The following is a 22,193-nucleotide window of genomic DNA, read 5'->3' as shown; positions in this document are numbered from 1 at the left end:
ATTCCCACGCGGGAGCGTGGGAACGATCTTGATGCCGGGTTGAATAGCGCGCGCTGATCGTTCCCACGCTCTGCGTGGGAATGCCTCTTGGGACGCTCCGCGTCCCGCCAGGCGCTGCAGGTTTTAGCTATTGCGCACAGGTGACGCGGAGCGTCACGGCTGCATTCCCACGCGGGAGCGTGGGAACGATCCTGATGCCTGATTGAATAGCGCGCGCTGATCGTTCCCACGCTCTGCGTGGTAATGCCTCTTGGGACGCTCCGCGTCCCGCCAGGCGCCGCAGGTTTTGGCCACTGTGCACAGGTGACGCGGAGCGTCACGGGCTGCATTCCCGGAGGCTCCATCTGATCCACCGCTATCGGAGCATGCCCCCTTATTGCCAGGCTGCTATTCAGGCCTGCGCCATACGCTGGCCAACCAAGGCTGTTGCTCACGGGGCAGCCCCGCCGGGCGGTAGTAATGTTCCAGCTCCACAAACCCTGCACTGGTCAGCAACGTCTGCCACGCCTCCAGGTCGTGATACGACCCGTAGCGCGGTCCGTTCCAGCCTTCCTGGTTGTCACCGCGCGGGTTGGAGCTGAACAGCACGCCACCCGGTTTCAGCGCGGCATGCAGCTGCTTGAGTACCCGGGGCAATTCCTGTTTGGGGATATGAAACAGCACCGCATTGGCGAAGATGCCGTCGAAGCGCGCGGCGGGCAGTTGCAGCTTGAGGAAGTCTTGTTGCAGCACTTCGCAGCCGCTGTCCTCGCGTGCCATCTGCGCGAAACGTTCGGAGCCGTCGAGCCCTACGGCGATGTGGCCCAGGCGCCTAAACGTTTGTAGATCACGACCCGGCCCGCAGCCGAAATCCAACACGGTAAACGGCGGCGTGCCCTGGATATGCCGCAGCAAGGCGTCGATGTTCTGGCTCACATCGTGGTCGCGGGTGCCTTCGCGAAAGTCCTCGGCCACTGTGTTGTAGTGGCCCAGGGTGGTGGAAGTGATCTGGTCGAGGTCGTCGGGTTTGAGCGTCATGGCGAGCGATACCGGGCACTGAAAGGTCCCGACTATACCTCACCGCTTGTTCAACACCCGCGCCAGGCGATCGCCGCCCACCTGAATCACCGCCACCAGCACCACCAGCAGCACGATCACCGTGAGCATGATCTGCGTGTCGAAACGCTGGTAGCCGTAGCGGTACGCGATGTCGCCCAGCCCGCCGGCACCGATTGCGCCGGCCATCGCCGAGGAATTGATCATGGTTACCAGAGTGATGGTGAAACCGCCGACGATCCCCGGCAATGCTTCAGGCAACAGCACATGCCAGATGATGTGCCGGCGCCGGCAGCCCATGGCCTGGGCGGCTTCGATCAGGCCGTGGTCGACTTCGCGCAGGCTCACCTCGGCGATCCGTGCAAAAAACGGCGTGGCGGCGATGGTCAGCGGCACCACCGCCGCCCATACACCGTAGGTGGTGCCGACGATCAGCCGGGTAAACGGGATCAGCGCCACCATCAGGATCAGGAACGGAATCGAGCGGAACAGATTGACGAACGCCCCGAGCGCCCGGTTCAACGCGGGTGCCTGGTAGATGCCGCCCTTGTCGCTGGTCACCAGGAACACCGCCAGCGGAATCCCCACCAGCAAGGCGATCAGCGAGGACACGCCGACCATCAACAGCGTGTCGAGGGCGCCCTGCACTAAACGATCAAGCCACATAACCCAATACCTCCACCTGTTGTGCAAAGCGCCCGGCGCGCTGGCGCAAGGCATCGGCGCCGTGGTCCGAGCCACTCACCGCCAGCAGCAGTTGCCCCAGGGCGTGGCCCTGAATGCGTTCCACGCCGCCATGCAGCAAGCGCACACGGCCGCCCAGTGCGCTGAACAGCGCGGCCAGGTCCGGTTCGTCGGTGGCACTGCCGGTAAATTGCACGCGCAGCACCACGGCCGCCTCGGCTAAGGTCGGCAGGTCCTGCAGACGCGCTTGCAGCTCCGGCGGCAAGCCTTGCTGCAGGGGCGCCAACAGGGTTTTGCTGACCTCGTGCTGCGGATCGCCGAACACCTGCCACACCGGGCCTTGCTCGACGATGCGTCCGTGTTCCAGCACCACCACGCGGTCACAGATCTCGCGAATAACCGCCATCTCGTGGGTGATCAGCACGATGGTCAGGCCCAGGCGTCGGTTGATCTCGCGCAGCAGGCCAAGGATCGACTGGGTGGTTTCCGGGTCGAGGGCCGAGGTGGCCTCGTCGCACAGCAGGATCTGCGGGTCATGCACCAGCGCGCGGGCGATGCCCACCCGTTGTTTCTGCCCGCCGGAGAGCTGCGCGGGGTAGGCCTGGTGTTTGTCGTTCAGCCCCACCAGTTCGAGCAATTCGCGCACCTTCTGCTCGCGCTGCAGCTTCGGTACACCGGCCACCTTGAGCGGCAGCTCGACGTTCTGCCACACGGTCTTGGCCGACATCAGGTTGAAATGCTGAAAGATCATGCCGATGCGCCGCCGCAGCGCCACTAGGTGGTCTTCGTCGAAGTCGCCGATGTCCACCTGATCAATCAGCACGCGCCCGCTGCTGGGCTGTTCCAGGCGATTGATGGTGCGGATCAGCGACGACTTACCGGCGCCGCTGCGGCCGATGATGCCGAACACTTCGCCGCGCTGGATCGCCAGGTCGATGCCTTGCAGCGCATGCACCGTACCGTCGTAGGTCTTGCCCAGGTTGATGAAGCGCACATGGGCGCGGTTCAGGTCCGGATGCAATTCGGTGTGCTCGGCGTCCCTGGGCGGCACCGCGAGGTCGCGCCGTTGAGCGTGGGCGGCGGTCATACTCAGCCCTCCCAACCGACTTGGTAGAGCTTGCCGAGGGATTTATCCAGCGCGGCGCGCACCACCGGCGAATGCTGGTAGATATCGACGAACTTGATCACCCGTGGGTCGGTTTTGCTCTTGGGCTGGACCACGAACTGAATCACGTATTCGGGGTGGTCAAGGCCGTCGAACAGCAGGGCCGACTCGGCATCGAAGGTTTTCGACAAGCGAATATAGGCCGGGTAGCCCTGCACCAGGTCCGCATCGTCATAGGCGCGCACCAACTGCACGGCTTCCACTTGCAGGATCTTGATGTTTTTCGGGTTGGCGACGATGTCTTCTTCAGTGGCCTTGTAGCCCACGCCCGGCTTGAGGGTGATCAGCCCGGCTTTGGCCAGCAATTGCAAACCGCGGCCACTGTTGATCGGGTCATTGGCGATCGCCACGCTGGCGCCTTGTGGCAGGTCGTTGAAGCTTTTGTACTTTTTCGAATACAGCCCGACGTTGTTGATGATCCCCGGTGCGTACGGCACCAGGTCAAACCCGGCGGCGGCCTTGGCGTTTTCCAGGAACGGGATGTGCTGGAAGTAATTTACGTCGATATCGCCGGCCGCCAGGCTCACATTGGGCGCGATCCAGTCGGTGAACTCCACCAGCTCAACCTTCAAGCCTTGCTTGCCGGCTTCGGCCACGGCGGCTTCCAGCGGAATCGCGAAGGCTGCGGTGGTGCCGACTTTCAGCGGCGCCTCGGCGGCGAACAGCGTCGAACTGAACAGCCCGAAGGCCAGGGCCAGTGCTTTGACTGGGTGGGAGAGCAGTATTTTTTTCATGGTCGATTTCCAGTCATAAGGTATTTGTACAAACGTACAGATCCACATTTTTTTGTTCAGTGGCGGTAGGTGGAACCGGTGTGGTGTTCGGGTAGACGGGCGCTGCCTTGGAAGACTTTTTCTCTTAACGTTCCTTGCTCATATTCAGTCTTGTACGACCCGCGCCGCTGCAGTTCCGGCACCACCAGATCGATGAAATCGACGTAGCTTTCCGGGGTCACGATGCGTGTGAGGTTGAAGCCATCCAGGCCGGTTTCGCTGATCCACGATTCCAGCTCGTCAGCCACCTGTTGGGGCGAACCGACCAGGGTGATGTAACGCCCGCCGAGCGCGTGCTGGTCCAGTAACTTGCGCCGGGTCCAGTCGTTGTTTTGCAGGGTTTTGGTGGCCGATTGAATGGCGTTGCTCTTCACGTACTGGATCGGTTCGTCCAGTTCGTAGCGGGAAAAGTCGATGCCGGTGGAGGCCGAAAAGTGCGCCACGCCCGCTTCCGCGCTGGCGTAGCTCAGGTACTCGGCGTGTTTCTCCCAGGCCAGGGCCTCGGTGGCGCCGACGATCACATTGATACCCATGAACACCTTGATGTCCTCGGGGGTGCGTCCGGCCTTGAGCGCGCTGGCGCGCACTTTGTCGACCTGCACCTTGGTCGCGGCTTTGTTCTGCCCGCTGATGAACACGCATTCGGCATGTTGCCCCGCGAACGCCAGGCCGCGCTCGGAACTGCCGGCCTGGAACAGCACCGGCGTGCGCTGCGGCGACGGTTCGCACAGGTGGTAACCCTCCACCTGGTAGAACTCGCCGTGGTGCTCGACCTTGTGCACCTTGCCCGGCTGCGCGTAGACGCGTTGCTGCGGGTCGTTGAGCACCGCGTCGTCCTCCCAGCTGCCTTCCCACAGCTTGTAGAGCACCTGCAGGTACTCATCGGCCTGGTCGTAGCGACGGTCATGCTCAACTTGTTCAGTGAGGCCCATGGCCTTGGCGGCACTGTCCAGGTAGCCGGTGACGATGTTCCAGCCCACCCGGCCATTGCTCAGGTGATCGAGGGTGGACATGCGCCGGGCGAACAGATACGGCGGCTCGTAAGTGAGGTTGGCGGTCAGGCCGAAACCCAGGTGGCGGGTGACCGCCGCCATCGCCGAGACCAGCAGCAGCGGGTCGTTGACCGGCAGTTGAATCGACTCCTTGAGCGGCACATCGACCGATTGCTGGTAGACGTCGTACACGCCGACGATATCGGCGATGAACAACCCATCGAACAACCCGCGTTCCAGGGTCTGCGCGAGATCGGTCCAGTAGGAGAGGGTTTTGTACTGGGTCGAGGTGTCCCGAGGATGGCTCCACAGGCCGTGGTTGATGTGCCCGATGCAGTTCATGTTGAAGGCATTGAGCAGGATTTTCTTTTTGCTCATCAGATCGTCCCCCGCAGTGGCGGGTTGGCGTCGTTGAGGTAGTAATTGCCGACCGCGTGATACTTCCAGCGCACCGGGTCGTGCAGGGTGTGCACCCTGGCGTTGCGCCAGTGGCGGTCCAGGCCGTGTTCGGCCAGGGTCGCCTGGCTGCCCGCCAGCTCGAACAAGGTGCTGCCGGCGGCGAGGGAAATCTCGGTGCTCAAGGCGCGCACTTCGGCCACCGCAATCGAGGCGGCCGCGACGTGTTCGGCGTTGCTGTCGGCCTGGGCGCGGTCGAGGTATTCGCCGGCGCGCTCCAACAGAGCTTCGGTGGCATGCAGACGCACGCTCAAGTGGCCGAAGCTTTTCAGGGTCAGCGGGTCTTCGCTGGCCTTGTCGCTGGTGGCGTCGATCCACGGGCGGGTCTTGGTGCGCACAAAGTGCAGCGCATCTTCAAAAGCGGCGCGGGCGATGCCGGTGTCGATGGCGGCGTGCAGGATCTGCGCCAGCGGGCCCACGGTGGTCGGGCGCTCGAAGGCGCTCTGGAACGGCACCACGTCCTGCGCCGCGACCCACACGTTATCGAACACCACCGAGCCACTGCCGGTGGTGCGCTGGCCGAAACCGCTCCAGTCGTCGATCACATTCAGGCCCTGGCTGTCGCGGGGCACAAAGGCCAGTTGCTGCACGCCGTGCTCGTCCACCACCGAGGTGGGAATGCGTTGGGCGTAGAGCGCGCCGGTGGCGTAGAACTTGCGCCCATTGATGCGAAAACCGTCGCCGTCGCGGGTCAGGGAGGTCACGCGGTCGTGGGCTGTTTTAGTCCCCAGTTCGGCCAGCGCATTGCCGAAACGCTGGCCGGCGAGTACCTCGGCGTAGAGACGTTGTTGCTGGGCGGCGCTGCCATTTACGCGCAGCACTTGCAGGGCATAGAAATGGTTCTGCGGAATCTGTCCCAGGGACGCATCGGCCTGGGCGATCAGCGCGATGACCTTGGCCAGGGTCACGTTGGACACGCCGGCACCGCCGTAGGCTTTGGGCACACTGATGCCCCACAGCCCGGAGCGCGAAAACGCGTCCAGCTCGGGCCACGGCAGACGGCGTTCGCGGTCGCGCTGGGCGCTGTCGCGGCGAAGGTCCTCGGCCAGGTCACTGGCTACAACAAGGGCCTGTTCGTCGCTGGTGATCACCGCGACGTTGGTAGAGAAAGGCATAGAGGTCTCCAGACGTCTGGTCGGTTAAATCCAGGAGTGCCGAGCGGGCAGGGTGCCGTTGAGGCGATAAGCGCCGACCGCGTGATACTTCCAGCGCACCGGGTCATGCAGGGTGTGCACGCGGGCGTTACGCCAGTGGCGGTCGAGGTTGAATTCGGCGAGGGTGGCGCGGCTGCCGGCCAGTTCGAAGAGCTTTTCGCTGACCAGCAGCGACACTTCGGTGGTCAGCACCTTGGCCTCGGCCACGGCAATCGACGCACGTGCCGCCGACTGCGCGGTGATCGGCGCGGCGCTGACCTGGTCGAGCACCTGGCCGGCCTTGCGCAGCAAGGCTTCGGCGGCGTGCAGCTCGATTTTCAGTTTGCCGATATCGGCAATCACGTAGGGGTCATCGCTGGCGCGTTCGACCTTGGCGTCGATCCACGGGCGCGAGCGCTCACGCACGAAAGCGATGGTGTCTTCCAACGCGCCGCGTGCAATACCGGCGTCGATGGCGGCCTGGATCAATTGCGAGACTGCCCCCTGGACGTTCGGGCTCTGGCCGAGGCGCCAGTTGTCCACCACCAGGTCGGCGTCCACAGGGACTTGATCGAGCAACACCGTGCCGCTGGCGGTAGTGCGTTGGCCGAAGCCGGACCAGTCATCCACAATGCGCAGCCCTTCGCTGCCACGGCGCACAAACGCCATGACTTGCTTGCCGTCGTCGTTGAGCGCCTTGATCGCGACCCAATGGGCAAACAGCGCGCCGGTGGAGTAGAACTTCTGGCCGCTGACGACATAGCCGTCGCCTTGGGCGGTGAGGCGTGCCTTGAGCTCCAGGGTATTTCTGGTGCCGCGTTCCGGGCCGCCGTTGCCGATGCGCCAGCCGTCGAGCACGCTCTGGAACAATTGCTTTTTCTGACGCTCGGTGGCCGTGTTCTGCAGCAGGTGCAGGATGCCGAAATGGTTCTGCGGGATCTGGCCGAGCGCCGGGTCGGCCGCGCTGATGATCGCGAACACCTCGGCCAGGGTCACAAAGGACACCTGCGGGCCGCCGTACTCGCGGGGAATGGAAATGCTGCCCAGCCCGCTGCGGGTGAACTGCTCGATCTGCGCCCAGGGCAGTTTGCGTTGCTGGTCGCGCGTGGCGGCCTGCAGGCGCGCGGCCTGGGCCAACTCGCGGGCGGCGTCGAGCGCTTCTGCGTCGTTGCGCAGCACCACGGCCGGCAACAACAGAGGCGCGACATCCGGATGAGTGACAGGGGGTGTAAGAGCCAAGTTAGACATCAGCGCCGCTCCTTGGCTGCACGCAATGCCCTGGCGTTGCGCACCGGGGTAATTCTGACCATACCGACCTCGCATTCAATGAAATAAAAACAGAAATTCAGAGATGTCCGGTGGTCCGGTGTATATACCCTAAGCTTGTTAAATATTTAAATAAACTAACTTTTAGGAATATACATAGAAGGCATTCACCCCGGTTCGCAGGGGGAGCCTAGCGGCCTTGGGCGATAGGGTGTGGCGGCCCGGGTCGGGCGTGACGGCGCCGACGCGGCGATGCGCAGCGTGCGCGCGGGCGCCCAGCGCGAATTGTTGCCGACGCGGTCCAGCACGCAATACGTCACCTCGAGCCGACAGTCGTCGCCGGCCTCGGCGATCACCGTGGCCGGCACCCACACGTGCACGGCCCGGCCGATGTCGCGTGCCGGTATTTTGGGCAAGTCCATGCGCACGTCGCCCCAGCGCAGGGTGATGGCGTCGCCTGCGGTCATGTTCAGGTACGGCTCGATGGTCAGGGGCACGCCACGGTGCACCTGACGGCTGTTGACGCCGTAGCGGCGGATGGTCTCGGGCAGGCCGACCGGGGCCAGGTTCTGGTTCTCGTCGCTGTATAACGCGGCGGGCTGGCCGCCTGGGGCGTTGGTTTTGACGCGCACCTGCGTCACGGCCGAGCGCGCCGGGCCGTGGCCGATCTGCATAACCTGGTAATACACCTGCGCCAGGCCGTCCTGCACGAAACTTTCCGGCACCCGCAGGTGTGTGGGCGCGCCGACCTTGCAGGCGGTGATTCGCCTTGAGGCGGCAAAGCAGCTGTTCCAGAACAATTCGATCAGGTCACCTTCGTCCATGCCGAGGTACGGCGCGATGGCAACCTGCAACTGAGTGGCCGCCCGTGCATTGATGCCATATCGGTTGGCCTGGGGCAGCGTTGGGGCGGTGAGCGTGGAAGTCATAAGTCATCTCCTTGATGCAGCCAGCAGCAATCGTTCCGGCCCCTTGGCGCGGGTGCGCGGCAGGGCTGAAAGGCACGATTCAATAAATAGCCGGGATAGGATCCAATCCTCTGGGGCCTAGATAAGAGGGTTGGCCAAGGAGCGTCAATGGCGGCAAAAGGCTAAACCGCGGGTTTTAGAATATTCAGAAGGGTCTGACTGCGGAGGGTGTTTTCGGTGGCATCAACCGCAGCGTTTTACACGGCTTGACGAGGCGTTCCTGTAGGAACAGCGGGCTGTGGCGAGGGCGCTGGGCCCTCGCCACAAGAGGCAGGGTCAGTGAGCGAGAAACTTGCTCAGGAACTGCCGCGTGCGTTCTTCCTTGGGGTTGGCGAACAGCGCCTTGGCTTCGCCTTGCTCCACGATCACGCCCTTATCGAAAAAGATCACGCGGTTGGCCACATCCCGGGCAAAGCTCATTTCGTGGGTGACGATGACCATGGTGCGCTTTTCTTCGGCCAGGCTGCGGATGGTCGCCAGCACTTCGCCGACCAGCTCCGGGTCCAGCGCTGAGGTGGGTTCGTCGAACAGGATTACCTCCGGCTCCATGGCCAGCGCACGGGCAATTGCCACGCGCTGTTGCTGGCCGCCGGACAGGCGCCGTGGGTAGGCGTCTTCCTTGCCCGCCAACCCGACCCGGGCCAGCAACCTGCGGCCCAGCGCCACCGCGGCATCGTGGGGCATTTTCTTGACCACGGTAGGGCCTTCGATCACGTTTTCCAGCGCGGTGCGGTGCGGGAACAGGTTGAAGCTCTGGAACACAAAGCCCACATGCTGGCGCAGACGACGTACCAGACTTTGTTGCTGGTTGATCGGCCGGCTGCCGTCGATCTCGATATCGCCCACCTTGATGCGCCCGCTGGTGGGAGTTTCCAGAAAGTTGAGGCAACGCAGGAAGGTGGTCTTGCCGGAACCGCTGGGGCCGATGATAGCGATGACTTCGCCTTCCTTGACCTCCAGGTCGATGCCGGCGAGCACCACCTGACCGTTGAATTGTTTGGTCAGTTTTTCAACCACGATCATGCTTCAGGACTCCAGGTCATGCCGGTTGACCCGGGCTTCCAGGCGGTTTTGAAAATGCGCCAGGATGCTGGCCAGGATCCAGTAGATCAGCGCAGCGGAAAGATACATGGTGAAGATTTCGAAGGTGCGCGCCGATACCAGTTGCGCCTGGCGAAACAGCTCGGGCACCTGAATGGTAGCGGCCAGCGCCGTGTCCTTGACCAGCGAAATAAAGCTGTTGCCCAACGGTGGCAGTGCCGTGCGCATGGCCTGCGGCAGGATGGCCCGACGCAGGGTCTGCGCGCGGGTCATGCCGATACTGGCCGCGGCTTCCCACTGGCCGCGCTCGATGGAGCCGATGGCGGCACGCAGGATTTCACAGGCGTAGGCAGCTATGTTCAGCGAGAAGCCGATCATGGCCGCCGGGATCGGATCCAGCTCGATGCCCACTTGCGGCAAGCCGTAGTAGATCAGGAACAGCTGCACCAGCAACGGCGTACCGCGAAAAAACGACACGTAGACCCGGGCAATCCCTCGTACCGCAAAGAAGCGCGACAGGCGCATCAAGGCCAGGCCAAAGCCCAGCAGCAGGCCGAAGAACATGCCGCCCAGGCTCAGGATTACCGTGTAATACGCGCCCTTGAGCAGAAAGGGCGCGGAGTCGAGCGCGAGTTGGAAGCCTGCTTCCATTATTGAGTGACGTCAGCGTTGAAGTACTTCTCGGACAGCTTCTTCAAGGTGCCGTCGGCGCGCAGCTGGTCGAGGGCCTTGTTCACTGCCTCCAGCAGTTCAGGCTCGCCCTTGCGCAGGGCAATGCCGGACTCCTGGCGCGAGAATGCGTCGCCAGCAGCGGCGGTGTCCGGGGCTTTTTTGGCATATTCCAGCGCGGCGAGGCGGTCGATCAGGATCGCGTCAATGCGGCCGATACGCAGGTCCTGGAACTTGGTCGGGTCGTCGTTATAGGTCTTGATGATGGCTTTGGGTTGGTTGTCCTTGAGCCATTGTTCGTAGTTGGTGCCCAAGCCTACGCCGACTTTCTTGCCGGCCAGGTCGTCGGCGGTCTTGATGCTGTCCACATTCTTTGTCAGAACCAGCGCCTGGATCCCGGAAACGGTGTAGGGCTTGGAGAAATCGTACTTTTTCTTGCGCTCTTCAGAGATGGTGACCTGGTTGACCACCGCATCCAGGCGCTTGGATTCCAGGGCAGCGAGGATGCCATCCCACGGCGTGGCCTGCAGCTTGACCTTCACGCCCAACTGCTTGGCCAGGGCTTCGGACAGTTCCACCTCGAAACCGCTGAGCTTGCCGCTTTCATCCTGGAAACTGAAGGGTGGGTAAGTACCTTCCAGGCCGATCTTGATCTCGCCAGCCTTCTTGATATTGGCCAATTGTTCGCCGGCCACGGCCTGGCCCAGCCAACCGGCACCGAGTGCCAGACCCAGCGTGCCAACCAGTAACGTGCGACGGAATGCGGAAATAGTCATGAAGAGCCCCTGTGTTTTTTATGGTGAGCGAAGCAGGTGACGCAGTAGGCGTATCCTGCCTTAAAGCGCGAAGCGCGTCTTCGCCTGCGGCGCGACTATAAAGCCGGTTTTTAAGACTTGAAAATAATATAAATGAAAATTCATATTCTTTTGTGGAATATCAACTGCTTCTAATGTGGGAGGGGGCAAGCCCCCTCCCACTCAGTTGAACACCGAGTCATAGGCAAACAGCGCCGGCGCGCCGCCGGTGTGCAGGAAGATAATCGGCCCGTCTTCAAAGCGCTGGCGCCCGATACCGTCGAGCAAACCCGCCATGGCCTTGCCGGTGTAGACCGGGTCGAGCAACAGACCTTCCTGACTGGCCAATAGTTTGATCGCGGCCAATGTGCCTGCATTCGGCTCGCCGTAGCGCGGGGCGAAGTATTCATCCCACAGGATCACCTTGAACGCCTCGGGCAGGCCCACGCCCAGCAGCTCGGCGGTGCGTTCGGCCAGGCCTTGCACTTTGGGACGCTGGGCTTCGTCGGTGCGGGAGACGGTCACGCCGATTACCGGCAGCTGAGGCAATACTTCGCCCAAGGCCAGCGCCAGACCGCTGTGCGTACCGGCGCTGCCCGAGGCGAGCACTACGGCGGCGAAGTCGATGCCGCTGTCTTCAATCTGCGCGGCCAGCTCCAGCCCCGCGCGCACGTAGCCCAGCGCGCCCAACGCGTTGGAGCCACCGATGGGCACCAGGTATGGCTTCCTGCCGTTGCTGCGCAGGCGGTCGGCGAGGGCGTTGAGCTGCTCGTCGACATGATCGAGGTTTTCCACTAATTCCACCTTGGCGTCGAACAACTCCAGCAGCAGGCGATTGCCGTTGCCCAGGTAGTTCGGATCGTCGGTGCCGGTGGGGTTTTCCAACAGGGCGACGCAACCGAGGCCGAGCCTGGCGGCGAGGGCGGCGGTCTGGCGCACATGGTTGGACTGGATCGCGCCGGCCGTTACCAGAGTGTCAGCGCCCTGGGCGAGGGCATCGGCGGCCAGGTATTCGAGTTTGCGCAGCTTGTTGCCGCCCATGGCCAGCGGCGTGGTGTCGTCGCGCTTGACGTAGATGTCCCGGCCCAGCCACGCCGACAGCCGTTCGAGTTTTTCCAGGGCGGTGGCGCCGCCCAGCAGCTCCAGGCGGTTAAAACGGTCGAGCTGTTGTTTGATCATGGTTAAACACGATGGCGAAGTAATGGGTCGACTATAGGCAGGCACTTTTGAACGGGCAACCGTCAATCGCTTATGTCTGATGGTTATGAGCATCACACCATTGGTTCTTAATGGAGGCCGGTGCCCATGTCGTAAAGTGATGGCCATTTCGTCAGGAGTGACAACCGTGAGTGAGCGTTCCAGCCATTGGCAATTGCAGACCATCGTCAGTCAACTGCGCGGTGCCCGCGACCAGTGGCGTACCCGCAATGGCCGCCTGAGCGGCGAGCATGGTGGGCGTGAGTTGCCGTCGCGTGAAGCGGTAGCGCAGATTCTTGAATCGTTGTGCGGCGCGCTGTTTCCGATGCGCCTCGGGCCGGCGGACCTGCGTGAAGAAAGTGAAGACTTCTACGTCGGCCATACCCTCGATGTGGCCCTCAATGCCCTGCTTGCCCAGGCGCGCCTGGAACTGCGCTACGCCGCGCGCCAGGGCGGCCAGGATGACAGTCAAATCGATGCCCATGCCATCCGCCTGATCCAGGGGTTCGCCCTGGCCTTGCCGGCCCTGCGCAGCCTGCTGGACACCGACGTACTGGCTGCCTACCACGGCGACCCGGCTGCGCGCAGTGTGGATGAAGTGCTGCTGTGCTACCCGGGGATCCTGGCGGTGATTCACCATCGCCTCGCGCACCATTTGTACCGCGCCGGTTTGCCGTTGCTGGCACGCATCAGCGCGGAAATCGCCCATTCGGCCACCGGTATCGATATCCACCCCGGCGCGCAGATCGGCCCGAGTTTCTTTATCGACCACGGTACGGGCGTGGTGATCGGCGAGACCGCGATCATCGGCGAACGCGTGCGTATCTACCAGGCGGTGACGCTGGGGGCCAAGCGTTTCCCGGCGGATGAAGATGGGCAGCTGCAAAAAGGCCACCCGCGCCACCCGATCGTCGAGGATGACGTCGTGATCTACGCCGGGGCGACGATCCTGGGGCGCATCACCATCGGCAAGGGCTCGACTATCGGCGGCAATGTGTGGCTGACCCGCAATGTGCCGGCTGGGGCGAACATTACCCAGGCGAATCTGCAGCATGATGATGGGGCACAGAAGTAGAGCGCCTGCACCGGTCATCTGTGGGAGGAGGCTCACTACAAGCCGCCTGTCCACCGCCATCGGGGGGGTTAGCCCTGACTGTATTCCACACCGGGGCCCTATTTCGGTCAGCCGTCGCTGAACGATCTCCCGTGCTCACCCGTCATACCGCTCAGCCCTGCGATTAGTCCCAAACCACCTATTCATGTTTAACTTGAACGTTCGTTCAAGTTAAACCGGTGGTTCGCTGCCCGCTCACAACAGGAGGCTTACCTTTGCTGAGTCTGTTTTTCCCAGCCACATTTCACATCCCAGGGGTGCATCGCTCATGAGTGCATCGTCTACCCCTTCCAGCGGCCTGGTGCGCATGAATGCGCCCGTTTTCTACTTTGCCGCGACCTTCATTCTGCTGTTCGGCATCACCGTCATCGCTATTCCGCAACAGGCCGGTGCCTGGCTGCTGGCGGCGCAAAACTGGGCGGCCAACACGGTCGGCTGGTACTACATGCTGGCGATGACCCTGTATCTGGTCTTCGTGGTGGTCACCGCGTTATCGGGCTACGGCAAGATAAAACTCGGTGCCGACCACGACGAGCCCGAATTCAGTTACTTGTCCTGGGCCGGCATGCTGTTCGCCGCCGGTATCAGCATCACGCTGTTTTTCTTCTGCGTGTCCGAGCCGCTGACGCACCTGGTGCAACCGCCCCAGGGCGCACCGATGAACGCCGACGCCGCGCGCCAGGCCATGCAGGTGCTGTTCCTGCATTGGGGCCTGCATGGCTGGGGCGTGTTCGCCTTCGTCGGCATGGCCCTGGCGTACTTCGCCTACCGGCATAACCTGCCGCTGGCGTTGCGTTCGGCGCTGTACCCGCTGATCGGCAAGCGCATCAACGGCCCCATCGGTTATGCGGTGGATGGCTTCGGCATCATCGCCACGGTGTTCGGCCTGGGCGCCGACATGGGTTTCGGCGTGTTGCATCTCAACTCCGGCCTGGACTACCTGTTCGGCATCGCCCACACACAGTGGATCCAGGTTGGTTTGATCACCCTGATGATGGGCGCTGCGATCCTGGTGGCTATCGCCGGCGTGGACAAGGGCGTGCGGGTGATGTCCGACATTAACATGCTGCTGGCCTGTGCGTTGCTGCTGTTCGTGTTGTTTGCCGGCCCTACCCAGCACTTGCTCAACACCCTGATTCAGAACATCGGCGACTACCTCGGCGCCCTGCCGACCAAGAGTTTCGACGTCTACGCCTACAACAAACCCAGCGACTGGCTGGGCGGTTGGACCGTGTTCTACTGGGCCTGGTGGATCGCATGGTCGCCGTTCGTGGGCCTGTTTATCGCGCGGATTTCCCGTGGCCGCACCATTCGTGAATTCGTGTTCGGTGTACTGCTGATCCCGCTGGGTTTCACCCTGGCGTGGATGTCGATCTTCGGTAACAGTGCCATCGACCAAGTGCTCAACCACGGCATGGCGGCGCTCGGTCAGTCGGCCATCGACAACCCATCGATGAGTCTCTACCTGCTGCTGGAAACCTATCCGTGGAGCAAGACCGTGATCGCCGTCACGGTGTTTATCAGCTTTGTGTTCTTCGTCACCTCGGCCGATTCCGGCACCGTGGTGCTGTCGACGCTGTCGTCCAAGGGCGGCAACGCCGACGAAGATGGGCCGAAGTGGCTGCGGGTGTTCTGGGGCGCGATGACGGCACTGGTGACCAGTGCGTTGCTGTTCGCCGGCAGTATCGATTCGCTCAAGTCGGCGGTGGTACTGACCTCTTTGCCGTTCTCGCTGATTCTGCTGCTGATGATGTGGGGGCTGCACAAGGCGTTCTACATGGAGTCGCAAAAGCAGATCGCCCAGTTGCATTCGCTGGCGCCGATCTCTGCGTCACGCAAGGGCCGTGGCGGTTGGCGTCAACGCTTGAGCCAGGCCGTGCATTTTCCGTCGCGTGATGAGGTGTACCGTTTCCTCGAATCGACCGTGCGCCCGGCCATCGAAGAAGTGACCGCGGTGTTTGTCGAGAAGGGCCTGAACGTCGTGACCCAACCGGACCCGGCCAACGACAGCGTCAGCCTGGAAATCGGCCACGGCGAGGAGCGTCCGTTTGTCTATCAGGTGCAGATGCGCGGGTACTTCACGCCGTCGTTTGCCCTGGGTGGCATGGGCAAGAAAGCGATCAACAACCGTCGCTATTACCGGGCCGAGGTGCATTTGAGCGAAGGCAGCCAGGACTACGACCTGGTGGGCTACACCAAGGAGCAGATCATCAACGACATCCTCGACCAGTACGAGCGTCATCTGCAGTTCCTGCACTTGGTGCGCTAGAGAAGAGGCTTGCGTCGCCTGACGCGTGCCGATCACGCCGCGTCAGGTTGTTCCTCTCGGGTAGGACTTTGCTGTAAAACGGAAAAGGCGAAGTTAAGCGATTCAGCTGCTCAAAGGTCTGGGAATAGCCTTATTCCCAGACCTTATTAGCCCTACTCCAAGAGAGGATTCGATGACTTATATTGCTGCCGAAAACCGCTATGAAACGCTTCCGTATCGCCGTGTAGGCCGCAGTGGCCTGGTGCTCCCGGCACTGTCCCTGGGGCTGTGGCACAACTTTGGCGACAGCACCCCGATCGACACCCAGCGCGCCTTGCTGCGTACCGCATTCGACCTGGGCATCAACCACTTTGACCTGGCCAACAACTACGGCCCGCCCTACGGCAGCGCCGAGATCAATTTCGGCCGTCTGCTGCGCGAAGACTTCAAGCATTACCGTGACGAACTGATCATCTCCAGCAAAGCCGGCTGGGACATGTGGCCCGGCCCCTATGGCCAGGGCGGCGGTTCGCGCAAATACGTACTGGCCAGCCTCGACCAGAGCCTGCAACGCCTGGGCGTGGATTACGTGGACATCTTCTACTCCCACCGCTTCGACGCCGACACGCCGCTGGAAGAAACCGCCAGCGCGCTGGCCACCGCCGTGCAACAGGGCAAGGCGCTGTATATCGGCATTTCGTCCTACTCCGGGGTCAAAACCCGCGAGATGGCCGCGTTGCTCAAAGAGTGGAAAGTACCGCTGTTGATCCACCAACCGGCCTACAACCTGCTCAACCGCTGGGTGGAAAAAGACCTGCTGGATACGACCGAAGAACTCGGCGCCGGGGTAATCGCCTTCACGCCGCTGGCTCAGGGTTTGCTCACTGACAAGTACCTCAACGGCGTACCCGCCGACGCACGGGTCAACCGCCCAGGTGGCGGTTCGTTGCAGGACAGGCACCTGTCGGAAAGCAACATTGCCCACGTGCGTGCGCTGAACGAAATTGCCCAGCGCCGTGGCCAGAGCCTGGCACAAATGGCGTTGGCCTGGACCCTGCGCGATCCACGGGTGACCAGTGCGCTGATCGGCGCGAGCCGTCCGGAGCAGATCATCGAAAACGTCGGTGCGTTGAAGAACCTGAGCTTCAGCGCGGAAGAACTGGCGCAGATCGATCGGTTTGCACAGGAAGGCGGGATTAACTTGTGGGAAAAGCCATCTACCGCTGAGTAATCAGGTTCAACCTGATCAATGTGAGAGGGGGCAAGCCCCTCCCACTTTGATAGGTGTGGTTCAGAACGGCACGTCCCCGAGGATCGTCGCCCGGTGCATCACGCGCCGCTGCGGCCGGTAATCGTCCACTGCGTAGTGCTGGGTGACGCGATTGTCCCAGAACGCCACGTCGTTCTCCTGCCAGCGCCAGCGGAGGGTGAACTCCGGCCGTGTGGCGTGGGCAAACAGCAGCTTGAGGATTGCTTCGCTCTCTGCCGGCTCAAGTTCATTGATCCGGGTGGTGAACCCTTCATTGACAAACAGCGACTTACGCCCGCTGACCGGATGCGTACGCACGACCGGGTGCGACAGCGGCGGGTTTTTCCTGCGGGCTGCTTCCCAGCGCGCCAGGTCTTCGGCGCTGTTGCCGAAGCGTTCCAGCGGGAAGGACTGGATGAAATCGTGGGTCGCGGTGAGGCCATTCAGCAGCATTTTCAGCGGTTCCGACAACGCTTCATAAGCTGCAATGCCGCTGGCCCATAATGTGTCGCCGCCAAATGCCGGCAGCAGCTTGGCACTGAGTACGGCGCCGAGCGCCGGAGTGGGCAGGAAGGTCACGTCGGTGTGCCACACGGCGTTGTCGCGTACGTCGGTGACGGCGGTGTCGAGCACCAGCACTTCGGGCTGTTCCGGCACGTTGGGGTAGATCGGGTGAATGTGCAGGTCGCCGAAATTCGCCGCGAATCGCGCTTGTTGTGCAGGGGTGATCGGCTGGTCTCGAAAGAACAGCACCGAGTGAGTGAGCAATGCCTGCTCGATGGCGTCGCGCTGTTCAGGGCTCAACGGCCGGGTGATGTCGACACCACTGATCTGGGCGCCCAGGGCGGTGCTCAAGGGGGTTACGGTGAGGTTGCTCATCGTTCTCATCACTCAATGTGCCTGGCCATGCCAGGGCACCCATTTACGCTGCAGGGCACGCAGGCCCATTTCCATGGCGAAGGCGATCAGGGCGATTACCAGAATGCCCAGCACCACCACATCGGTGACCAGGAACTGCGCCGCCGACTGCACCATGAACCCCAGGCCACTGGTGGCCGCGATCAGTTCAGCGGCGACCAGCGTCGACCAACCCACGCCCAGGCCGATGCGCACTCCGGTGAGGATGTCGGGCAGGGCGCTGGGCAGGATCACGTGGCGAATCAGCTGGGCACGGCTCGCGCCCAACGATTGCGCGGCGCGCAGCTTGGCCGGGTCGACGGTGCGCACGCCGGTCGCGGTGGCGATGGCGATCGGTGCAAAAATCGCCAGGTAGATCAGCAGCACCTTGGAAAGCTCGCCAATGCCGCACCAGATTACGATTAACGGCAGATAAGCCAGGGGCGGGATCGGCCGATAGAATTCGATCACCGGATCGAGGATGCCCCGGGCGATGCGGTTGGCGCCGATGGCGATGCCTACGGGCACGGCGGTCAGCACCGCGAAACCCAGCCCCAGCCCGATGCGCCCCAGGCTTGCGGCCAGATGCTGCCACAACGTTGAGTCCATGTAGCCGCTGGTTGCCAGCAACCACCCTTTTTGCAGCACGGCGGATGGCGGCGGCAGAAACAGCGGCTCAATCATGCCGCTGGCGGTGACGGCCCACCAGGCGGCCAGCAAGACGAACAGGGTCAATACACTGATCCAGCGCGTACTCAGGCTACGACGCAGCGGGATAACCCTGTGTGGCGCCGGCTGGCTGGTGGTGACAGGGAGTTCATAGCTGCTCATACGGATACCTGCCGTTGGGAGAACACCTTGCCCAGTACGTGTTCGCGGGTTTCGATAAAGCGTGGATCGGACTTGATCGCCCGCGCCGATTCACCGGCGGCGTAGCGTTGGCCGAAGTCCAGGTGCAGGCGTTCGACGATGTGGCCGGGATTGGGCGCCAGCAGGATCAGGTCAGTGGCGAGGAACACCGCCTCTTCGATGTCATGGGTAATCAGGAACACCGGCTTGGCCGTGCGCCGCCAGACTTGCAGCAGCAATTCCTGCATTTGTTCGCGCGTGAAGGCATCCAGCGCGCCGAACGGCTCGTCCATCAGCAGTACGCGCGGGTCGGCCGCCAACGCGCGGGCGAGGCCGACGCGTTGCTTCTGCCCACCGGAGAGCTGCCAGATGCGGCGATTATCGAAACCGGCCAGGTCCACCAATGCCAGCATTTCCCGTGCGCGCACTTCGCGTTGCGCCTTGGCCACGCCGGCCAGCTCGAGGCCGAAACCGACGTTGGCCAGCACGTCCTGCCAGGGCAACAAGGCGTCGTCCTGGAACACCACGCCGCGTTCGGCGCTTGGGCCCTTGACCACTGCGCCGTCCAGAGTGATGCGGCCAGCGCTGGGTTCGACGAAACCGGCAATCAGGTTTAACAGCGAAGTCTTGCCGCTGCCGGACGGGCCGAGAGCCACCAGCAATTGCCGGGGGCCGAGCTCAAGTGAAATATCCGCCAGCACCGGTGTTGGGGCGCCTGGGTACTGTGCGCTGATGCGCTCCAGTTGTAGCAAGGCCATCGATGAACTCCCGGGTCAGTGAGTGATGAACTGTGCGCTGATGTAGGGGGCGTAGTCCGGCAGCACGGCGTCGACTTTGCCTTGTTCCTTGAGGAACACCGCCGTATCGGTCACAGCCTGGGTGGTCGGTGCGCCGAGCAGGCCCACCTGGTCAGCGGCCAGCGGGTAGACGTTGCCTTGCAACAGCAGCGGGATGTCACTGGCCTTGGCCCCGGAAAGCTTCACCAGTTTGTCGATGTTGCTTGTGTCGGCCAGCCAGGCCTGCGGGTCTTTGCGGTACGCCGCGTAGGCGTCCAGCGTGACCTTGGCGAAGGCCGTGACGATTTCCGGGTGCTTCTGGGCAAAATCCTTGCGCACGATCCACGCATCGAAAGTCGGCGCACCGAGCTTGGCCAGTTCGCCGGAAGTGATCAGCACCTTGCCGTTCTCCTTGGCCACGCCCAAGGCTGGGTCCCATACGTAAGTGGCGTCGATATCACCGCGCTTCCAGGCCGCGATGATCGCCGGCGGGGCCAGGTTCAGGATGGTCACTTTCGACGGGTCGATGTTCCAGTGCTTCAACGCGGCCAACAGGCTGTAGTGGCCGGTGGAAACGAAGGGCACAGCGACTTTCTTGCCGATCAGGTCCTGGGGGCCGTTGATCCCGGAACCATTGCGCGCCACCAGCGCTTCGGCGCCGCCGATCTGGGTGGCAACGAGAAAAGTCTGCACCGGCACCTTGCGTGTGATCGCAGCGGTCAGCGGGCTGGAGCCGAGGTAACCGATCTGCACGTCGCCGGAGGCGATGGCGGCGATGATGTCGGCGCCGTTGTCGAATTTGCGCCAGTCGATCTTGGCGTTGGTGGCTTTTTCATACGCGCCGTCGGCCTGGGCAACTTTGGCCGGGTCTACGGTGGTCTGGTAAGCGATGGTCACATCCGCCGCCTGGGCGAACAGGCTGGCACCGGCCAGGGACAACGCGGCCAGGAGGCGCAGAGGGGTTAACAGTTTCAAGGGGAAGCTCCTCAATCAGGCGGCCGAGGGTCGGCGTGTGAGGAGACTAAATGATCTAAGAATTCGAAAATAAATAACATTTTCGAATTAGCTTATGGGCGAAAGGTTGAGGCGAATCTGGAGATGGATGAGGGCAAATGTGGGGAGGGGGCAATCCCCCTCTCACATTTTGCGCCGGGTTCGGCTTCAGTCAGTTGCTGATGGCGAGAATGCTCGCCTGGTACGACCCGACAAACACATCAAAATCGCCCACTTCGTTCTGCTCCAGCTCCGCCTGCTGTGCCAGCGACGCGCGCGCCAGTTCTTCAAAACGTGCCTGTTCCTCGGCCGCCAGCGGCTCTTTGCGGAAATACTCGGCATGCAGCTCGCTCTGGTGCAGGGAAAACTGCGCGAAACTCTCTTTGCGCTCGGCCATCGCTGCCAGCACCTGCGCTGACGGCGTCAGGGACGGGTCCTTGACCTTGGCCAACTGGGCGTCCAGCGCCTGGCTGTGTTCGGTGATGCCGTGGCTTTCATCGAGCAGGGCGGCCAGCGGCGCGATCTGTTCCAGCAACTCCGCGGCCCATTCCTTCATGTCCACGGCCTGGCCCTGACGCTGCAATTGCAGGCCTGGGCGGCGACCTTCCTTGACCACGCTGAGGAAGTTGGAAGTAGCGTTGCCACATTCGTTGTTGGCGAACAGCGGGCTGTCATTGAGCGCGCAGTACAACAGGAACGCGTCGAGGAACCGCGACTCCGGCAGGTCGATGCCCATCGGCAGGAAGGGGTTGATGTCCAGGCAGCGCACTTCGATGTACTGGATGCCCCGCGCCATCAGCGCCTGGATCGGCCGTTCGCCGGTGTAGGTCACGCGCTTGGGGCGGATATTGGAGTAGTACTCGTTTTCGATCTGCAGGATGTTGGTGTTGAGTTGTACCCACTCACCGTCCTTGTGCGTGCCGATTTCGACGTACGGCGCGTAAGGCGTTGCCACCGCTTTGCGCAGACTGTCGGTGTAACTGGCCAGGTCGTTGTAGCACGGCGTCAGGCCGGCCTGAGCGTTACTCTGGTAACCCAGGTCACTCATGCGCAGGCTGGTGGCGTAAGGCAGATAGAGGGTGTCGGCGTCGAGCGCTTCCAACTGGTGCGAGCGACCGCGAAGGAACCCTGCATCCAGGGCCGGCGAGGCACCGAACAGGTACATCAACAGCCAGCTGTAGCGGCGGAAATTACGGATCAGCGCGATATACGCATCGGACTGGAATTCGCGGTCGGTGCCGACAAAGCCTTCGGCTTCCTTGAGCAGCGGCCATAATTTTTCCGGCAGCGAGAAGTTGTAATGGATTCCGGCGATGCACTGCATGGTCTTGCCGTAACGCAGCGCCAGGCCCTTGCGGTACACATACTTGAGCTGTCCGATATTGGAGGTGCCGTAGTAGGCAATCGGAATATCTTCCTCGGCCGGCAACGGGCACGGCATCGAGGGGCTCCACAGGTATTCGCTGCCCAGCTTGGTGTAGGCAAAGCGGTGGATTTTTTCCAGGCTGCTCAGGGTGTCGGCCGGGTTGGGCAAGGCTGGCGTGATGAACTCCAGCAGCGACTCCGAATAATCGGTGGTGATCTGCTCGTGGGTCAACGCAGCGCCCAGGGCTTCGGGGTGCGGCGTCTGCGCCAGGCGACCTTCACCTGTGACACGTAGGCATTCGCGCTCGATGCCGTGCAGGCACTGCTCTAGCAGGGAGAGGTGTTCGCGCTTGCCGAGCAGGGCCAGGCGGCGGTTGAGAAGTTCGCTCAAGTTGGATTCCTTCACGCGTCAGTCGCCCCAATATGGGGGTGGGCAGGACGGTCTACAAGGGTGAAGTTAAAACTGGCGTGATCGCCTGGTTTTGAGTCAAGTTGACCCGCTTTGGAAAAGCCTACTTCATTCCATGAA

20 protein-coding genes are annotated in these 22,193 nt (G+C 62.4%); 3 read left to right on the top strand and 17 right to left on the bottom strand.

Annotation, left to right across the window (positions count from 1 at the left end; all coding sequences use genetic code 11):
- Window positions 1–387: 387 nt before the first annotated feature.
- The 12 genes from OSC50_RS23570 to OSC50_RS23515 form a co-directional block, all read right to left on the bottom strand.
- Window positions 388–1,017 (bottom strand): class I SAM-dependent methyltransferase, encoded by a 630-nt coding sequence (locus OSC50_RS23570; protein WP_266245412.1) that lies wholly within the window; start codon window positions 1,015–1,017, stop codon window positions 388–390.
- A gap of 39 nt (window positions 1,018–1,056) precedes the next feature.
- Window positions 1,057–1,701 carry a methionine ABC transporter permease gene (locus OSC50_RS23565; protein WP_181081053.1) on the bottom strand — a complete coding sequence of 215 codons (645 nt, stop codon included), beginning with the start codon at window positions 1,699–1,701 and terminating at the stop codon, window positions 1,057–1,059.
- Window positions 1,691–2,806, bottom strand: a complete 1,116-nt coding sequence (locus OSC50_RS23560; protein ID WP_266245413.1) for a methionine ABC transporter ATP-binding protein — start codon at window positions 2,804–2,806, stop codon at window positions 1,691–1,693. The genes OSC50_RS23565 and OSC50_RS23560 overlap by 11 nt, the downstream gene beginning before the upstream one ends.
- 2 nt (window positions 2,807–2,808) lie before the next feature.
- Window positions 2,809–3,618 carry a MetQ/NlpA family ABC transporter substrate-binding protein gene (locus OSC50_RS23555; RefSeq protein ID WP_181081051.1) on the bottom strand — a complete coding sequence of 270 codons (810 nt, stop codon included), beginning with the start codon at window positions 3,616–3,618 and terminating at the stop codon, window positions 2,809–2,811.
- A 56-nt stretch (window positions 3,619–3,674) separates the two neighbouring features.
- Window positions 3,675–5,027 (bottom strand): LLM class flavin-dependent oxidoreductase, encoded by a 1,353-nt coding sequence (locus OSC50_RS23550; RefSeq protein WP_266245414.1) that lies wholly within the window; start codon window positions 5,025–5,027, stop codon window positions 3,675–3,677.
- Window positions 5,027–6,220 (bottom strand): SfnB family sulfur acquisition oxidoreductase, encoded by a 1,194-nt coding sequence (locus OSC50_RS23545; protein ID WP_266245415.1) that lies wholly within the window; start codon window positions 6,218–6,220, stop codon window positions 5,027–5,029. The genes OSC50_RS23550 and OSC50_RS23545 overlap by 1 nt, the downstream gene beginning before the upstream one ends.
- Window positions 6,221–6,244: 24 nt before the next feature.
- On the bottom strand, window positions 6,245–7,486 hold the full coding sequence (locus OSC50_RS23540; RefSeq protein ID WP_181081048.1) for an SfnB family sulfur acquisition oxidoreductase: 1,242 nt from the start codon (window positions 7,484–7,486) through the stop codon (window positions 6,245–6,247).
- 185 nt (window positions 7,487–7,671) lie between these two features.
- On the bottom strand, window positions 7,672–8,433 hold the full coding sequence (locus tag OSC50_RS23535) for a hypothetical protein (RefSeq protein ID WP_181081047.1): 762 nt from the start codon (window positions 8,431–8,433) through the stop codon (window positions 7,672–7,674).
- A 315-nt stretch (window positions 8,434–8,748) separates the two neighbouring features.
- The gene (gene tcyN, locus OSC50_RS23530; protein ID WP_266245416.1) at window positions 8,749–9,495 is read right to left on the bottom strand and encodes an L-cystine ABC transporter ATP-binding protein TcyN; all 747 of its coding nucleotides are present in this window, start codon (window positions 9,493–9,495) and stop codon (window positions 8,749–8,751) included.
- 3 nt (window positions 9,496–9,498) lie between these two features.
- Window positions 9,499–10,164 (bottom strand): cystine ABC transporter permease, encoded by a 666-nt coding sequence (gene tcyL, locus OSC50_RS23525; RefSeq protein WP_266245417.1) that lies wholly within the window; start codon window positions 10,162–10,164, stop codon window positions 9,499–9,501.
- A complete protein-coding gene (gene tcyJ / locus OSC50_RS23520) occupies window positions 10,164–10,958 on the bottom strand; it encodes a cystine ABC transporter substrate-binding protein (RefSeq protein WP_181081044.1) in 795 nt (264 codons plus the stop codon). The genes tcyL and tcyJ overlap by 1 nt, the downstream gene beginning before the upstream one ends.
- 201 nt (window positions 10,959–11,159) lie before the next feature.
- Window positions 11,160–12,155, bottom strand: coding sequence for a D-cysteine desulfhydrase (locus tag OSC50_RS23515; protein ID WP_181081043.1), 996 nt, complete (start codon window positions 12,153–12,155; stop codon window positions 11,160–11,162).
- Window positions 12,156–12,321: 166 nt separating this feature from the next.
- Here OSC50_RS23515 and epsC point away from each other — a divergent pair, with 166 nt between their 5' ends.
- From epsC to mgrA, 3 genes are all read left to right on the top strand, one after another.
- Window positions 12,322–13,248 (top strand): serine O-acetyltransferase EpsC, encoded by a 927-nt coding sequence (gene epsC / locus OSC50_RS23510; RefSeq protein ID WP_253509955.1) that lies wholly within the window; start codon window positions 12,322–12,324, stop codon window positions 13,246–13,248.
- Window positions 13,249–13,594: 346 nt separating this feature from the next.
- Entirely contained in the window at window positions 13,595–15,556 is a 1,962-nt protein-coding gene (gene betT, locus OSC50_RS23505; protein ID WP_266247446.1) for a choline transporter BetT, read from the top strand.
- A gap of 172 nt (window positions 15,557–15,728) precedes the next feature.
- Complete coding sequence (gene mgrA, locus OSC50_RS23500; protein ID WP_266245418.1) at window positions 15,729–16,766, top strand: L-glyceraldehyde 3-phosphate reductase; 1,038 nt, start codon at window positions 15,729–15,731, stop codon at window positions 16,764–16,766.
- Between the two features lie 60 nt (window positions 16,767–16,826).
- On the opposite strand, the gene tauD is transcribed toward mgrA, so the two are convergent.
- The 5 genes from tauD to gshA all read right to left on the bottom strand — a co-directional run bounded on the left by tauD (window position 16,827) and on the right by gshA (window position 22,055).
- On the bottom strand, window positions 16,827–17,663 hold the full coding sequence (gene tauD, locus OSC50_RS23495) for a taurine dioxygenase (RefSeq protein ID WP_181081038.1): 837 nt from the start codon (window positions 17,661–17,663) through the stop codon (window positions 16,827–16,829).
- Between the two features lie 12 nt (window positions 17,664–17,675).
- Entirely contained in the window at window positions 17,676–18,512 is an 837-nt protein-coding gene (gene tauC / locus OSC50_RS23490) for a taurine ABC transporter permease TauC (protein ID WP_181081037.1), read from the bottom strand.
- On the bottom strand, window positions 18,509–19,288 hold the full coding sequence (gene tauB / locus OSC50_RS23485) for a taurine ABC transporter ATP-binding subunit (RefSeq protein ID WP_181081036.1): 780 nt from the start codon (window positions 19,286–19,288) through the stop codon (window positions 18,509–18,511). Before tauB ends, tauC begins: the two co-directional genes overlap by 4 nt.
- Before the next feature lie 15 nt (window positions 19,289–19,303).
- Window positions 19,304–20,281 carry a taurine ABC transporter substrate-binding protein gene (gene tauA / locus OSC50_RS23480; RefSeq protein ID WP_253509957.1) on the bottom strand — a complete coding sequence of 326 codons (978 nt, stop codon included), beginning with the start codon at window positions 20,279–20,281 and terminating at the stop codon, window positions 19,304–19,306.
- 190 nt (window positions 20,282–20,471) lie between these two features.
- On the bottom strand, window positions 20,472–22,055 hold the full coding sequence (gshA, locus tag OSC50_RS23475) for a glutamate--cysteine ligase (RefSeq protein ID WP_181081034.1): 1,584 nt from the start codon (window positions 22,053–22,055) through the stop codon (window positions 20,472–20,474).
- Window positions 22,056–22,193 lie beyond the last annotated feature (138 nt).

Source organism: Pseudomonas quebecensis (genome assembly GCF_026410085.1).
GTDB classification, from domain to species: Bacteria; Pseudomonadota; Gammaproteobacteria; order Pseudomonadales; family Pseudomonadaceae; genus Aquipseudomonas; species Aquipseudomonas quebecensis.
Note: the sequence above shows the minus strand (reverse complement) of the source record. Positions and strands in the feature narration are given on the sequence as shown.